This is a genomic window from Bacillus sp. FSL K6-1338 (assembly GCF_038006965.1).
GTDB lineage: Bacteria > Bacillota > Bacilli > Bacillales > Bacillaceae_G > Bacillus_A > Bacillus_A thuringiensis_S.
The window spans coordinates 4,445,940-4,462,268 of the sequence record NZ_JBBOWI010000001.1 but is presented as its reverse complement, the minus strand read 5'-3'; the positions used below and the strand labels follow the sequence as shown (position 1 = coordinate 4,462,268).

The following is a 16,329-nucleotide window of genomic DNA, read 5'->3' as shown; positions in this document are numbered from 1 at the left end:
ACAAAAAAAGAGATATAACTAGGAGGCTTTTTTGCATGGATTCTATCCTGACGATCGTTATCATTGTAGTAAGCTCTATTCTAGTGCTGCTCATGATAGAGCTTGTGATAAGAAATCGTTCATATAAAGATATTGAAGCACTGGAGCAGTGGAAACAAGAGATAAAAGATAAACCTGTGGCAGATGAACTAAAACGGGTAAAAGATTTAAACATGACGGGTCAAACAGAAGAACTGTTTGGTAAATGGCGTGAAGAATGGGATGAAATTGTATCAACAACCCTTCCGAAAGCGGACAAAGATTTAGCGCAAGCGCGAAAATTCGCCTCGCAATTCTCCTTCCGAAAAGCAAAGCATGCGATGAACGAATCCATAAGTGGTTTAGATGACGCTGATAATCGTATTACAGGTGTTTTAAATGAATTACAGCAATTGTTAGAAAGCCATGAGAAAAATAGCTCGGAAATTGAAGGATTACGTGATACATATCGTAGTATGAAAAAGAGTGTTCTTGCTCATAGACATATGTATGGAGCAGCAGAGCAGAAAATCGAAGAGATGCTAGACGCTGAATCTAATAAATTTAAAAGCTTTGAAGAAGCAACAGATAATGGTGACTACTTAAAAGCGAGAGAAATTGTTATTAGTTTAGAAGAAGGTTTAGCAAGTTTAGAAATCATTATTCACCAAATTCCAGATTTATTAGTAGAATGTCAAGCGACGCTACCAGTTCAACTGGAAGATTTATTACAGGGTCATAATGATATGGTAAGACAAGGTTATGTATTAGAGTATTTGGAAATCCCTAAAGAAGTTCGTGATATGACGACACAACTAAACACATGTTTAATGGATATACAGGAGCTTCATATAACAGAAGCGGCTGAAAAAGTGGAAGACTTAAAAACTCGTTTAGATGGTTTCTATGATCAACTTGAGCAAGAGGTGCATGCGAGACATTATGTGGAGCAAAAAACACTTTCTGTTTATGAAGACTTAGAAGAAATACGTATCGAAACGATTGAAACGAAAACAGAAACACAACTTGTGAAACAAAGCTATCAATTGCAAGATAAGGATATTGAATCTCAAAAAGTAATTGAAAAGCAAATGCACATTTTAACGAAACGTTTTGAAATGCTACAATTACGCGTTGCTGAACAAGATATTGCCTTCTCTATTATTCGTGAGGAACTAGAAGAGGTTTATGAGCAATGTGAAACGTTAAAAGTACTTCATGCAGAATATAAAGAGATGCTGCAAACGATGCGTAAAGAAGAATTTGAAGCGCGTGAGAAGTTACAAGAAATGCGAAATACTATTTTCGAAACGAAACGCTTTATGCAAAAGTCGAATTTGCCAGGTCTTCCAGAGAGTATTATGGAAGATTTAAAAAGAGGGCAAATGGCAATGCAAGCTGTATATGAACAATTAGAAGTGAAGCCGTTAAATATGAACGCTGTAAATAGCAGTTTAGAAGAAGCATACACAACTGTGAACGGTGTAGCTGAAATGACAGAAGAGTTAATTGGACAAGCGTATTTAGTTGAAAAATTAATTCAATACGGTAACCGTTACCGCAGTCATGATGAAAGCCTTGCAGAAAGCTTAAATTATGCGGAGAAATTATTCCGTGAATATCAATACGATGCAGCTTTAGAACAAGCAGCTTCTGTACTAGAGCAACTTGAACCTGGTGTTGTTCAAAAAATAGCTGAATATGTAGACAATGAACAAACCCTTTCATAAAAGGGTTTGTTTTTTTGTGTAATTTTGCAGACGATGTTGCTATAATGAATAGCGGAATACAGTAAGGTTATTCGTTTCAAAATAAAGTGAAACTGTAATCAGTGGGGGGGATTCATCCTCCACTGATTACTAGTTGAACCAATCGGGCATTTACGGGCAGTTGATCTCCTACCTAACTTCTTTGCTCTAGTTGAACTTTGAGGTGAGAGTCTTACTGCCCGTTAATGCGGGGTAAAGTGAAACTGTAATCAGTGGGGGTATCTCACTAATTATTATTATTCACTAATCGGGATAAAACGGAACCTTTGCGTAGTCTTAGCGTAATGACACGTATTTATGATATGATTATATGATGTGATAGCGCTGAAAGGGGAAGAACGATGATCTATTTTGATAATAGTGCGACGACGAAGCCATATCCAGAAGCTCTTCAATCGTACGTGACGGTTGCTGGGAAATATTTTGGTAATCCTTCTTCTATTCATTCGCTTGGAGGAGAGGCAGAGCGTCTATTAACACAATCAAGAACGATTGCAGCGCAGCTTCTTCACGTTAAACCTTCTGAAATTATTTTCACATCAGGTGGAACGGAAGGGAACAACCTTGCGATTAAAGGGATAGCGATGAGGAATCGTTCGCGCGGCAAACATATCATTACAACAAATATTGAACACGCGTCTGTGTTTGAGGCATATAAGCAATTAGAAGAACTCGGATTTGATGTAACATATTTACCGGTTAACGAGCATGGTGTTGTATCGGTAGAGAATGTAAAACGAGCACTTCGTGAAGATACGATTCTTGTATCAATTATTCATGTGAACAACGAAACTGGAGCAATTCAGCCCGTTGCTGAAATTGGAACGTTATTATCGAATCATCCGAAAATAAGATTCCATGTAGATCATGTACAAGGGATAGGAAAAGTACCGCTTGATTTATATGCTTCTCATATTGATCTTTGCTCAATATCTGGACATAAATTCCACAGTGTAAAAGGAACGGGTCTTCTTTATATACGTGATGGCGTAAGATTAGATCCGATTTTATCAGGTGGTCAACAAGAGCTTAAGTATCGCTCTGGTACAGAGAATTTACCTGGCATTGTAGCGATGGTGAAAGCACTTCGCATGACAATGGAACAAGTGAAAGAAAAGGTAGCTCATTTGCAAGGTTTACAAGCGGAGCTTGTCAGCTTCTTTAAAGAGATGGAAGATGTGACGATTAATACATCGCTTGCATATGCAGCACCGCACATTTTAAATGTATCATTTGTTGGTTTAAAACCAGAAGTAGTCGTTCATGCTTTAGAAGAACACGGTGTATATGTGTCAACGAAATCAGCTTGTTCTTCAAAAGCAAATGAAGTAAGCAGAGTGTTAGTGTCGATGGGAGTGCCGCATGCAGCAGCTGCAAGCGCTATTCGTATTAGTTTGGCACCAGATAACACGATGGAAGAAGTAAAACAATTTGAAGGTATTGTAAAAGAGACAATGCCAAAATTATATGAAGTGATGAGGTAAAGAAATATGATGACATATGAATATATTTTAGTGCGTTACGGAGAAATGACGACAAAAGGTAAGAACCGTTCTAAATTTGTAAGCACATTAAAAGATAACGTGAAGTTCAAACTGAAAAAGTTCCCAAACATTAAAATTGATGCAACGCATGACCGTATGTACATCCAGTTAAACGGTGAAGATCATGAGGCAATCTCTGAAAGGTTGAAAGACGTATTTGGTATTCATAAGTTTAACTTAGCGATGAAAGTACCATCAGAATTAGAAGACATTAAAAAAGGTGCATTAGCAGCTTTCTTACAAGTAAAAGATGATGTGAAAACATTTAAAATTACAGTGCATCGTTCTGATAAGCGCTTCCCAATGAAGACGATGGAGTTACTTCCAGAAATCGGTGGGCACATTTTAGAAAATACAGAGGATATAACAGTAGATGTTCATAATCCAGATGTGAATGTACGTATAGAAATTCGCAGTGGTTATAGTTATATTATGTGTGGTGAGCACATGGGAGCTGGCGGTTTACCAGTTGGCGTTGGTGGAAAAGTAATGGTACTTCTTTCTGGTGGTATTGATAGCCCGGTAGCAGCGTACTTAACGATGAAACGCGGCGTATCTGTGGAAGCAGTTCACTTCCATAGCCCACCTTTCACAAGTGAGCGTGCAAAACAAAAAGTAATCGATTTAGCACAAGGGTTAACGAAATACTGTAAACGTGTAACGCTGCACCTTGTTCCGTTTACAGAAGTGCAAAAAACGATTAATAAAGAAATCCCATCTAGCTATTCAATGACGGTTATGCGCCGTATGATGATGCGTATTACAGAGCAGATTGCTGAGGAGCGTAACGCACTTGCAATTACGACTGGTGAAAGTCTTGGACAAGTAGCAAGCCAAACATTAGATAGCATGCATACGATTAACGAAGTAACAAACTACCCAGTTATTCGTCCGCTTATTACGATGGATAAATTAGAAATTATTAAAATTGCTGAAGAAATCGGCACGTATGATATTTCAATTCGTCCATACGAAGATTGCTGTACAGTATTCACACCAGCTAGCCCGGCGACGAAGCCGAAGCGTGAAAAAGCAAATCGATTTGAAGCGAAATACGATTTCACACCGTTAATCGAAGAAGCTGTAGCGAACAAAGAAACAATGGTATTACAAACGGTTGAAGTAGTGGCGGAAGAAGAAAAATTTGAAGAACTTTTCTAAAACCATAAATTACCATATCTAAAACGTGTATGAAGTCATGTTGTTTATCACACTCTATACTCACAAGGAGGTGATACAACATGTCACGTAGCACAAATAAATTAGCGGTTCCTGGTGCTGAATCAGCATTAGACCAAATGAAATACGAAATCGCTCAAGAGTTTGGTGTTCAACTTGGAGCTGATGCAACAGCTCGCGCTAACGGTTCTGTTGGTGGTGAAATCACTAAACGTCTAGTTTCACTAGCTGAGCAACAATTAGGCGGTTACCAAAAATAATCCCATATGATGGCTTAGAAAGAGCGGGTTCTCTCGCTCTTTCTTTTTGTTGTTCATATTAGTATAAATTCATTTCGACAAAAGCATAAAAAAATTGTCAAAAGAAGAGGGTTCAAAATTTACTGAAAATTCTTTATTATATAAGGGAGGCATAAAGAAAAAGGAGGATGTTTATGAAGAGAGAGGAATTGTTGGCACCACCATCTTATAATTTAGTTTCAGAAATAGAGAAATATACAGACGATAAAGAGAAGCTTGCTTTAATTTGGCAAGATGATAAAGGGAATAGACGAGAAGTTACATATTTTGAATTAATGCAAGGTGCAAATAAAATTGGAAACGCTTTTATAAAAAGTGGCTTACAAAAAGGGGACAAGCTCCTTATTATGATGCCGCGTTTAATTGAAGCGTACATGACGTATATCGCTGCGATTAAAGCAGGATTTGTCGTAATTCCAAGTTCGGAAATGTTGCGTAAAAAAGATATCGAATATCGAATTGGACATGGCGAAGTAAAAGCGATAGTAAGCTATGAGCCGTACATTGGACAGTTTGATGATATAGAAGCAATGGAATCTCTTCAAAAATTCGTCCTGAGCGAGCAGTCAGTAGACGGATGGATCAATTTAAAAACAGCATTAGAAACAGAAAGTGACATGTTAGAAATGGCGAAAACAGATAAAGAAGATATGGTCTTTTTATCTTACACGTCAGGGACGACAGGAAACCCGAAAGGTGTCGTTCATACTCACGCGTGGGCATACGCTCATTTACGTACAAGCGCCCCGAATTGGCTCGGAATTGAAGAGAATGATGTTGTATGGGCAACGGCTAGTCCAGGGTGGCAAAAGTGGATTTGGAGCCCGTTTTTAGCAACTCTCGGTTCAGGGGCAACAGGATTTGTGTACAACGGCAAGTTTGAACCGAAAACGTATTTAAATTTATTAGACGATAATAAGGTGAATGTGCTTTGTTGTACACCGACTGAGTATAGATTAATGGCAAAGGTAGAAGATTTAAGCCAGTACAATTTAGAGGCGTTACATAGCGCTGTATCCGCAGGTGAGCCGTTAAATAGAGAAGTTATTGGAACGTTCCAAAAGCACTTTGATATTACAGTAAGAGACGGCTATGGGCAAACGGAAAATACACTACTTGTTGGTGTAATGAAAGGGATGGATATTAGACCAGGATCAATGGGGAAACCAACGCCAGGTAACCACGTCGATATCGTAAATGAGGAAGGTATTCCAGTTAAAGTAGGCGAAGTTGGTGATATTGCAGTTCACATTGAAACGCCGGCACTCTTTAAACAATATTATAAAGACGATGAGCGTACAGCGATGCAATTCCGCGGTGATTATTATATTACAGGTGATAAAGCGAAGAAAGATGAAGATGGCTACTTCTGGTTTGAAGGGCGTGGTGATGATATCATTATTAGCTCTGGTTATACAATCGGGCCGTTTGAAGTAGAGGATGCGCTTGTAAAACATCCTTACGTAAGAGAATGTGCGGTTGTCGCAAGTCCTGATGAAATTCGCGGAAGTGTCGTGAAGGCATTTATCGTATTAAGAGAGAATATAGAAAAGAACGAAGAAACATTAATTCCAACACTCCAACAACACGTCAAAGAACTCACTGCACCATATAAATACCCTCGCAAAATTGAATTTGTAGATGAACTACCAAAAACGATTTCTGGAAAAATTCGCCGTATTGAACTTAGAAAACAAGAGATGGAGATTCCGTCAAAATAATTTTGAAAACAGTGAAGTAAATAGTTGAATGAAATGCAAAACAATGATAATATAAAAACGAACACAAGTTCGATTTTATAAACTTAAAAAAGAGGTGTCCGTATGATTTTAGGTATTAATCCGTACTTAGTTTTAGATGGTAGTGGGCAAGAAGCTGTACAGTTTTATAAAGAGGTTTTAGATGCAAAAGTAGAAGTCATGCAAACTTTTGGTGACATGCCTGAAAATCCAGAATACCCGATTCCAGCTGAAGCGAAAGAGCGCGTTTTACACGCTACTTTAAAAGTTGGTAATACGGATCTTATGATTTCTGATACATTCCCAGGTCAAGGGCATGCAATCGGATCTCAAGTAACAATCGCAATTCAAATTAGTAATGCAGAAAAAGCAAAAGAAGTATTCGATAAGTTACAAGAAGGTGGAGAGGTTATCATGCCACTTCAAGAAACATTCTGGAGCCCAGCATACGGACAAGTAAAAGATAAATTTAATATTGAATGGCAAGTTACAACGTCTACTACTGAACAAAAGTAATTTTTAGAAAAGCACCATGTTTTGAAATGGTGCTTTTTTTTATACAATAAAATAAAGGAGATGGGATATATGAGAGAAATTTGGTATGGCGGCACCATTTACACAATGCGAGAAAAGAATGAAAAAGTAGAAGCTATTTATGTTGAAAATGGCATAATCGTTGATGCTGGGAGTAAGGAAGAATTAGAAAGTAGATATTCAAACGTTAAGTTGCAGGACCTAAAAGGAAAAACAATGATTCCGGGTCTCGTTGATAGCCATATGCATCTTATTGGGCATGGGGAGAGATTACTCCGTCTAGATTTATCAAATTGTACATCTTATGGTGAAATGCTTACTCTTGTTCAGAAGCGAGTGGAAGAAGCACCAAAGGGATCTTGGGTTATTGGAGAAGGATGGAATGAAAATAACTTTACAGATACGAAAGATGTTCATGCGCGTGATTTAGATGAAATTTCGAAAGAACATCCCATTTTATTAAAGCGAGTTTGTCGTCACGTTACATGGGTGAATTCATACATATTGCAAGAAGCGAACATAACAGAAGCGACGCAAAATCCAAAAGGCGGGAAAATTGGCAGGGATTCATCAAATAAGTTAACAGGACTTTTATATGAACAAGGGCAAGAATTAATTAAACACGTTCAGCCAGAAATTGATGAAGCTTATTTACAAAGAGCTCTGCAAACAGCGATTAAAGATTGTTGGCAATATGGACTTGTTGGCGGGCATACGGAAGATTTAAATTACTATGGTGGCTTTAGAAAAACGCATAATGCGTTTTCTCACGTTATAAAAGAAATGCCATTTAAAGCACATTTGCTCGTTCATCATGAAGTAGCACAAGAACGAAAAGAATATGAAAATGAACATTATATTGAATTTGGGGCAATGAAAATTTTTTCTGACGGTTCTTTTGGCGGAAGAACAGCATTATTAAGTGAACCGTATGAAGATGCGAAGGAAACGAATGGGGTTGCAATTTTCTCACGTGAAGAACTTGCAGAATTAGTGAAGAAAGCACGAGACTTACATATGCCAGTTGCGATTCATACTATCGGTGACTTATCGCTTGAATATGTCATTAATGCACTCGAATTATATCCACCAGCAAAAGGGTTACGTGACCGTATTATTCATTGTCAGCTTGCTCGTGAAGAGTTGATTGAAAGAATGAAAAACTTGTCGGCTATTATCGATATACAGCCGGTCTTTCTTTCCTCAGATTTCCCGTCAGTCATTGAAAAACTAGGCGAGCGTCGTCTTCGTTATGCATACGCTTGGAAGACGTTACTGGAAGCAGGATTACGCTGCAACGGTGGGTCTGACGCACCAATTGAACAAGTGAATCCATTTTTAGGCATATATAGCGCTGTTACACGTAGAAGTTTTATTGACGATGTATGCTATATGCCTGAGGAAAGATTAACGGTATATGAGGCTGTTTCTCTATTTACAACAGGAAGTGCCTATGCAATCGGAAAAGAAGCGAAGCGAGGGCAAATTATAAAAGGATATGAAGCAGACTTTACGATATTAGACCGTAATATTTTTGAAATTGAGGCAGAAGAAATGAAAGAAGTACAAGCAGAAATGACCGTAATAGATGGCCAAGTTGTCTATAGAAAAGGTATGTAAAAATATATGAGCGATTATTGAAATATATCGACTTACCGACAAAAATAGCAACTAATAGTTAGAGAAATAAACAACCGCAGAATTATGGAATTCCATAATTCTGCGGTTATTTTAATTCTATAAAAACGTTCTTTGTACTTTTTCCCAGAAAGAGTTGTTTTTTAATTTAACTGTTTTAATTTGTTTATCGCTTAAGCGTACAACAGCTTTTTCCACTTGTTTAATGCTAAGCGCTTCGTTATCCATGCCGATAACAGGATAATCGTTACCGTCTGGTCTTAGTTTTAAAGTTAATATACGTTCGTGATTTAAAATGAACGGTGAACCGAGCGTACGGTAAGTGTTGTTGTTTAAAGATGCTAGTTCGCTTACTTGGAAACATGGAATAAGTGGGTCAACAACTGCACCATGCAATGATTTATTGTAAGCTGTACTTCCTGTTGGGGTAGAAACTACTAAACCGTCCCCTCTAAATGTTTCGAAGTATAAATCATCAACGTGAACATCTACAACGAATGTTTTAATAATGCTAGAACGTAATGAGAACTCATTTAAACAATAGAAAGATGTACCATGATCTACATCTACCTGAATTGTTGGATATTTGCGCACTTCAATTTCATTTTTTGTAATTTCTTGAAGGGCTGTATCAATGTGATCAATGTGAAAATCGCAGTAGAACGAAGTTTCATCTTTCGTAGAAATCCCTGCGTATAAGCAATCTTCTCTAAAACCAGTTTTACGAACGGCTTGTAAGAAGGTTGCATCATCTCCAACACTGACGATAGCGTTTGCATTTTTTGGATGATCTAATATGGTAAATCCATTCTCTTCTAAAATACGATAGATTGGTTTCATTTTTTCAACGAGCGTTGCTTTGTCATCACCATAAAAGAAAAATAAATTGCGACGATCTGCCATTATGTATCCCTCCACTGCAGTTAAATTTTCTGTTTTTCGTGCTGCATATCATTAGAGTCCGTTCCCTGATGATATGTTCAAATAATATATTTCGATATAAATTGTCAAAATACCTTTTTATTTTTAGAAAAATTTTTATATTCAATCTTATAAAACTCTGTTTAACGATGAATAAACTTGTCGATAATGGGTATGGAGTGAAAGGATGATACGTATGAAGTGGCTCGTAATTGGAATAATAATTCTTCTCCTTTTTATTTTGCTTATACTATTGTCGAAAATATCGCTTAAGGTGACATTTTTATATTCAGAAATGGAAAAGCAATGTTTATTTCAAGTGAAAATATGGATGATTCGATATACATTTGATGTGTTGGAAAGAATTGAAAAACAGCAGAAAAAGACAGGACAGAAAATCGAAAAAGCTGAAGAGGACGGCGGACTAGATAATAAAATTATGGCGCAACTTGACAGTATTGGGGAACTGATAAAAAGGCTTCAAAAAGTTCATACTATCGTTAAAGATTTTCTCAAACGAGTGAAAATCAATGGTTGGAAATGGCATACGCAAATTGGAGCAGGCGACGCAGCTAGTACTGGAATTGTCACTGGATATGCATGGGGGACAAAAGGTATGGCTGCTGGAGTTGTCGGACAATATATGCATATTGTCGATGTACCAGAATTTGAAATTACTCCTGTTTTTCAAGGGAAGGGATTTGCATCAAGATGCGAGTTAACAGCATCTTTTCGTATATTCCGCACTATAAAAACAGCGATGAAATTGCTCATATTTATGAGGCAGCAAAAATCTGGTATGACAGAAAAATCTGTTCAAGCATAGGGGGGATATAGAATGGACCATCCAATTCAAGGTTTAATGACAACAGCAATGCAGCATTTAAAACAAATGACTGATGTAAATACAATTGTTGGTGACCCAATTAAAGCGGCAGATGGAAGTGTAATTCTTACTGTTTCGAAAGTAAGTTTCGGATTTGCTGCTGGTGGAAGTGAATTTGGTAGAGTAGAACATTCAGGCCGTCATCCATTTGGCGGGGGAAGTGGTGGAGGAGTTTCTATTAATCCTGTTGCCTTTCTTGTTATAAATGGAGATGGTGTGAAAGTATTGCACTTAGATAAACAAACACACGTCATCGATAAAATAATTGAATTAGCGCCACAAGCTGTTGATAAAGTGAAAGAAATGATGGATAAACGAAAAGAAGATGATCCTGAATTTCAAATTTAACGAATAAAGAAGCTAATCAATAGGTTAGCTTCTTTTATTTTTTTGTAAATAAAGCGATTTTATTTGCATTATCGATAGGGACAAACTATCATTTACATTGTACATATTTTGTTTAAATAAGGGAGGATTTTCAAGTGGCAAACGTAACTTTTAAAGGTAATCCAATGACTTTAGTTGGAACAGAAGTTAAAGTTGGCGATCAAGCGCCAAACTTCCAAGTATTAGCAAACGACTTATCTCCAGTAAGTTTAGAAACATACAAAGGCGAAGTAAAATTAATTAGTGTTGTACCTTCAATCGACACAGGTGTGTGTGATGCACAAACACGTCGTTTTAACCAAGATGCAGCAGGTATTGAAAACGCAAAAGTATTAACAATTAGCGCTGATTTACCATTCGCTCAAAAACGCTGGTGTGCAGCAAACGGTTTAGAAAATGTTGTAACACTTTCTGACCACCGTGACCTTTCATTCGGTGAAGCTTACGGCTTAGTAATGAAAGAACTTCGTTTACTTGCTCGTGCAGTATTCGTAGTAGATAGCAATGACAAAGTAGTTTACGTAGAATACGTAGGCGAAGGTACAAGCCATCCAAACTATGAAGCAGCATTAGAAGCAGCTAAATCTGCAAAGTAATGTGAAGGAAATGACCTCTTATAAAGAGGTCGTTTTTTCTCATATATCGCTACGTAACGGTGCCGATATATGAGAAAAAACGTTATATCATATATAACTTGAGAGGGAGCTCTTTACAGGAGGTCGCTTTTTCTTTTTGGAAAAAATCACTTTGTGGTATGATATAAGTTATGTGTAAAAGAGAGAAGGAGGAATGTACGTGAGTCAGACAGTGGAAACATTATTTTCTATTTTTGATTCTTCTGCGGTAGTTTTACGTAAAGAATTAGATGTGACATATTTAGAGGCGCTTGTAGAAACAGGTGATAACTTGTTTGAGGGAGCGATTTTACAAGAGGAATTATCCGAATCAGCAATTGAAAGGCTGAATCGTGAATATAGTACGTTTAATGAAGAAACATATAAAGGTGAAGAAATTCGTAAAGCATTTCAGTTAGCCATCTTAAAAGGAATGAAAGAAGGCGTACAAGCGAATCATGAAATGACGCCTGATGCAGTTGGGATGTTCATGAGTTACTTATTCCATAAATTTATGCAAGGTCAAAACGAAATTACAGTTTTAGATCCTGCAATTGGAACAGGAAATTTAATGACTACAGTGTTTAATAGCGCCAAAGAAGGACTAACAATGAGTGGATTTGGTGTAGAAGTGGATGAAGTGCTAATTAAACTTGCTTTAGTAAATGCAAATTTACAGAAGCATGCAATCGAATTCTTCCATCAAGATGGACTAGCACCACTTTATATCGATCCAGTTGATGCAGTCGTTTCAGACTTACCGATTGGTTACTATCCAAACGAAATCGGTGCCAGTGAATATAAATTAAAAGCAGATGAAGGAATGTCGTATGCTCATCACTTATTTATTGAACAAAGTGTGAAACATACGAAAGAGGGCGGGTACTTATTCTTCTTAGTACCAAACTTCATTTTTGAAAGTGATCAGGCACCAAAATTACATGCATTTATTAAAGAAACATGCTTTATTCAAGGGTTATTACAGCTTCCTGTTTCCATGTTTAAAAACGAGAAAAATGCAAAAAGTATATTTGTTCTCCAAAAGAAAGGCTCTAATGTAACAATGCCAAAACAGGCGTTATTAGTGGAGTTGCCTAAATTCTCTAACATGAAGGCGATGGAGAACATTATGGATCAATTAAATACTTGGTTTGCAACACATAAATAAAGCTGGGTATATGTAACAGAGTTAGTGATTCATGTAGTACAGTTTTATATAATATGTCATATTTTTAAATATATACTAGATTTAACTGAATTTTTTTGAAATCTGTAATATATATTTTTTCTTGGTGTTACAATTTTTTCACTTGAAATATATGTCGGACGATGTTTAAATTAAAATCGTGAGTATAAAATTTGCTAATGATGAAACGTTTTCATATTTAGTAAATTTGATTAGATAAAATCGAGCGGTTTGTGGAAACATCCACACAACTACCAAGAGAAAAAGGGGCGAAAGACTAGATGTCAAAAATCATCGCGATTAACGCAGGAAGCTCTTCCTTAAAATTCCAATTATTTGAAATGCCAAGTGAAACAGTATTAACAAAAGGTTTAGTAGAACGTATCGGTTTAGAAGATAGTATCTTCACTATTACTGTAGATGGCGAAAAACAAAAAGAAATTACAAACATCCCAGATCACGCAGTAGCAGTTAATATGCTTCTTAAAAAATTAACTGAAAACGGAATCGTTAAATCTCTAGATGAGATTGGCGGTATCGGTCACCGTGTTGTTCACGGCGGCGAAAAATTTGCTGACTCTGTTTTAATTACTGATGAAGTATTAGCTGATATCGAAGAATTAAGCGATTTAGCACCACTTCATAACCCAGCAAACGTTGTTGGTATTAAAGCATTCCGAGAAGTATTACCAAACGTACCAGCAGTAGCAGTATTCGATACAGCATTCCACCAAACAATGCCGGAATCTGCATTCCTATACAGCTTACCATATGAGTACTATGAAAAATTCGGCATCCGTAAATACGGTTTCCACGGAACTTCTCATAAATATGTAACTGAGCGTGCGGCTGAATTATTAGGTCGTCCAATTGAAAGCTTAAGCTTACTTTCTTGTCACTTAGGTAACGGTGCAAGTATCGCAGCAGTAGAAGGCGGTAAATCTATCGATACTTCTATGGGCTTCACTCCACTTGCTGGTGTAACAATGGGTACACGTTCTGGTAACCTTGACCCTGCGTTAATTCCATACATCATGGAAAAAACAGGCCAAACAGTAGAAGAAGTAGTTAACGTATTAAACAAGAAGAGTGGTATGTTAGGTCTTACTGGTTACTCTAGTGACCTACGTGACATCATTGCGAAAGAAGAAGAAGGCGACCACCGTGCGAAAGTAGCACTTGATGTATTCGTAAGCCGTATCCACAAATACATCGGTTCTTACACAGCTCGTATGAAAGGTGTAGACGCAATCATCTTTACAGCTGGTGTAGGTGAAAACAGTGCGATTATTCGTGAGCGCGTATTAGAAGGCCTTGAGTACATGGGCGTATACTTCGATGTAAAACGTAATAACGTATTCGGTGAAGAAGCATTCATCAGCTTCCCACACTCTCCAGTAAAAATTATCGTAATTCCAACTGACGAAGAAGTTATGATTGCTCGTGACGTACTACGTCTTGGAGATATTGGTTAATATATAAAAAGAAAGACGAGATCCTATAGGATTTCGTCTTTTTTCTTTTGGATGTATTTTAAAACACCATCCGGATATAATATTTTTTCTTTCTGAATGAATGCCTTAATAGGAATCCATTTCGCATACGTTACTGCTTGCTCATCTTGTATATTTAATATTTCCATTTCATATAGTGAGGTGTCTAATAAACGCAAAGAATATAGTTGAATGATTTCATGACCAATGCCCCCATCTAGATGAAAGACATTTTCTAAGCAACCTAAATAATTGGTGATTTCTATCTCCGTATGAAGCTCTTCTTTAAACTCCCGAATAACAGTATGTGCTGATTTTTCACCAAGTTCAATGGAACCGCCAAGAGGACGATAATATGTTTCGCCTTCTGTATAATATTCTTGTACGAGAAGGCGATCTTGATGTACAGCAAGACCGAAAGCTTTTGCACGTGGATACATAATAGAATCACTCCTTATTTGTTTTGTATAAGGAAGATTATAATGTATGGTGTGATAAAAGTATTCTGTATTTAAGTGTGCGGTCTAACTGTAATTCCATCAAATAAGTCTTTCCAAAATGCTTCATTGTATTGGTATACATCCATAATCGGGCATTTCATAACGCAAGTATGTTGTAATCCCCAATCTTCTTGAGTGATAGTTGGTATATCGGCAGGAATTAGTAACAGGACAGAGAATGTATGTGTAATTATTTGAGATGAAATTTGTTCTAGGGAACATGCTTCTTCGTATGTTCCTCCAGTTCGAATAAATAATATGGATTCTGCCGTTTCAATTGTAGTTAGAAAACGATTAGTTCGATGTTCGTAGTTTAACTTAATTTCTGTATAAGAAGGCCAAGTAGTTGGTGTGTTTACATCTGTTTTAAAGTCATGACAGGAGTCAATTTCATAAAGGTTGCCCCTTCATCTTAATTTTGCATCATCATCCCAAAATGAGATGAAGGATAAATTTTCTTAATTTAAAAAGCGGTCAAATCGATTTTGGAATAATAAATTTACTTTCGCTAATGAAGGACTTAGCATAAAATCAATAACGCCAAAAAATGGTGATAATTCTAATTGATATAATGCCCAAGTAGGCCAGCAGTTTTTTCCTAAGCTGAATTCTGCGTTATAATTTTGTTTTAGATTGGATAGATTCATGTGAAGCATCTCATCCTTTTTGCTATTATTTTATGTCACTCATAAAGGGTATATAAAAAGAGATATACAAGCATATTTGTAAAGAATAAGCAGAAATATGTTACAATAGAAAAAAATCGAACGAGGTGGTTGTTACGATGCGATCGAAGCGAGAACAAGCCATTTTAGACAATATAAAAGAATGGGAAGCGCAATTAGTTGAGCAAGAAGCGACCGATTTTCAAAAAGTGTTTGATAAATGGTTACATACTACAGTTGCGAAATTACCTGAGAAAAAGCGAAAAGAATTCTTCACGAAAGCAGATGGATGGCTCTTTCATTTGCATGCATTTATTCAAAGTTCACAAGCACAGTTAGATGCACGTAATCGGATTTTAGGAACATCGAGATTATTTGATGAATCGATTGAACAGCTTGAAGATTTGAAAGCATTATCTATTGATCAGTTAACATACATAGCAGAGCAGCAAACAGCACGTCATCGTCTATATTCGTTTGTGCAAGGCGGGGCGACAGGTGCTGGAGGTTTATTATTATTAACGGCAGATTTTCCGGTTATGATCGCGTTAAATGTGAAGGCAGTCCAACTTATTGCAACATCATTTGGGCATGATGTGAACAAGCCTTATGAAATGATGCTTGCGTTAAAGGTGTTTCATGCGTCATTACTACCAGGAAGACTTCAGCAATACGCATGGTACAATTTATTGCAAGAGCTGGAGCAAGAAGATTCGTTCTTTTATGAAGGAGACGAAGCAGTGTTGCAAACAGCTTCTACTGAAGTTGTGTTAAAACAAATTTTGAAGACATTTTCGATTTATGCTCTTCGTCGTAAATTATTCCAAGGTATTCCGGTAATTGGAATGGCAATTGGATCTACAGTGAACTATCGTTTAACAAGAAACGTTACTGAATTTGCAAATAGATTTTATCAAGTGCGCCATATAGTCGAGAAAGAAAAAAGAGCATAAAAAA

Annotated in this window: 15 protein-coding genes and 1 pseudogene; 13 read left to right on the top strand and 3 right to left on the bottom strand. The window is 36.9% G+C overall.

Features of this window, described 5'->3' with window-relative positions:
• Window positions 1-35 precede the first annotated feature (35 nt).
• The 7 genes from ezrA (at window position 36) to NZ044_RS22830 (ending at window position 8,702) form a co-directional block, all read left to right on the top strand.
• Window positions 36-1,748: a septation ring formation regulator EzrA gene (gene ezrA / locus NZ044_RS22860; RefSeq protein WP_000377317.1), complete on the top strand. Its 1,713-nt coding sequence runs from the start codon at window positions 36-38 to the stop codon at window positions 1,746-1,748.
• 380 nt (window positions 1,749-2,128) lie between these two features.
• Window positions 2,129-3,271, top strand: a complete 1,143-nt coding sequence (locus NZ044_RS22855; RefSeq protein WP_063675836.1) for a cysteine desulfurase family protein — start codon at window positions 2,129-2,131, stop codon at window positions 3,269-3,271.
• Window positions 3,272-3,277: 6 nt separating this feature from the next.
• Window positions 3,278-4,492: a tRNA uracil 4-sulfurtransferase ThiI gene (thiI, locus tag NZ044_RS22850; protein WP_000989272.1), complete on the top strand. Its 1,215-nt coding sequence runs from the start codon at window positions 3,278-3,280 to the stop codon at window positions 4,490-4,492.
• Between the two features lie 80 nt (window positions 4,493-4,572).
• Window positions 4,573-4,770, top strand: a complete 198-nt coding sequence (locus tag NZ044_RS22845; RefSeq protein WP_000091640.1) for an alpha/beta-type small acid-soluble spore protein — start codon at window positions 4,573-4,575, stop codon at window positions 4,768-4,770.
• A gap of 173 nt (window positions 4,771-4,943) precedes the next feature.
• A complete protein-coding gene (gene mbcS, locus NZ044_RS22840) occupies window positions 4,944-6,530 on the top strand; it encodes an acyl-CoA synthetase MbcS (protein WP_000817728.1) in 1,587 nt (528 codons plus the stop codon).
• A 102-nt stretch (window positions 6,531-6,632) separates the two neighbouring features.
• Window positions 6,633-7,064, top strand: coding sequence for a VOC family protein (locus NZ044_RS22835; protein WP_000600368.1), 432 nt, complete (start codon window positions 6,633-6,635; stop codon window positions 7,062-7,064).
• A 69-nt stretch (window positions 7,065-7,133) separates the two neighbouring features.
• Window positions 7,134-8,702 (top strand): amidohydrolase, encoded by a 1,569-nt coding sequence (locus tag NZ044_RS22830; protein ID WP_063675832.1) that lies wholly within the window; start codon window positions 7,134-7,136, stop codon window positions 8,700-8,702.
• A gap of 117 nt (window positions 8,703-8,819) precedes the next feature.
• Here the strand turns inward: NZ044_RS22830 and NZ044_RS22825 are convergent, their stop codons facing one another.
• Window positions 8,820-9,623, bottom strand: a complete 804-nt coding sequence (locus NZ044_RS22825) for an NAD kinase (RefSeq protein ID WP_063675830.1) — start codon at window positions 9,621-9,623, stop codon at window positions 8,820-8,822.
• Window positions 9,624-9,828: 205 nt separating this feature from the next.
• Between NZ044_RS22825 and NZ044_RS22820 the strand changes: the two genes are divergently transcribed.
• The 5 genes from NZ044_RS22820 to ackA all read left to right on the top strand — a co-directional run bounded on the left by NZ044_RS22820 (window position 9,829) and on the right by ackA (window position 14,189).
• Complete coding sequence (locus NZ044_RS22820; RefSeq protein ID WP_000620652.1) at window positions 9,829-10,467, top strand: DUF2953 domain-containing protein; 639 nt, start codon at window positions 9,829-9,831, stop codon at window positions 10,465-10,467.
• A gap of 12 nt (window positions 10,468-10,479) precedes the next feature.
• Window positions 10,480-10,875, top strand: coding sequence for a GerW family sporulation protein (gene ytfJ, locus NZ044_RS22815; RefSeq protein WP_000350007.1), 396 nt, complete (start codon window positions 10,480-10,482; stop codon window positions 10,873-10,875).
• Window positions 10,876-11,009: 134 nt separating this feature from the next.
• The gene (tpx, locus tag NZ044_RS22810; protein WP_000024527.1) at window positions 11,010-11,510 is read left to right on the top strand and encodes a thiol peroxidase; all 501 of its coding nucleotides are present in this window, start codon (window positions 11,010-11,012) and stop codon (window positions 11,508-11,510) included.
• Window positions 11,511-11,709: 199 nt separating this feature from the next.
• On the top strand, window positions 11,710-12,696 hold the full coding sequence (locus tag NZ044_RS22805; protein ID WP_000084365.1) for a class I SAM-dependent methyltransferase: 987 nt from the start codon (window positions 11,710-11,712) through the stop codon (window positions 12,694-12,696).
• A gap of 299 nt (window positions 12,697-12,995) precedes the next feature.
• Entirely contained in the window at window positions 12,996-14,189 is a 1,194-nt protein-coding gene (gene ackA / locus NZ044_RS22800) for an acetate kinase (protein WP_000034583.1), read from the top strand.
• 23 nt (window positions 14,190-14,212) lie between these two features.
• Here the strand turns inward: ackA and NZ044_RS22795 are convergent, their stop codons facing one another.
• Together NZ044_RS22795 and NZ044_RS22790 are read right to left on the bottom strand one after the other, a co-directional pair.
• A complete protein-coding gene (locus NZ044_RS22795) occupies window positions 14,213-14,647 on the bottom strand; it encodes an NUDIX hydrolase (RefSeq protein ID WP_000283506.1) in 435 nt (144 codons plus the stop codon).
• Window positions 14,648-14,718: 71 nt separating this feature from the next.
• Window positions 14,719-15,354, bottom strand: a pseudogene (locus NZ044_RS22790) (DUF1796 family putative cysteine peptidase).
• A 137-nt stretch (window positions 15,355-15,491) separates the two neighbouring features.
• Here NZ044_RS22790 and NZ044_RS22785 point away from each other — a divergent pair.
• Window positions 15,492-16,325, top strand: a complete 834-nt coding sequence (locus NZ044_RS22785; RefSeq protein ID WP_001256853.1) for an EcsC family protein — start codon at window positions 15,492-15,494, stop codon at window positions 16,323-16,325.
• Window positions 16,326-16,329: the final 4 nt, after the last annotated feature.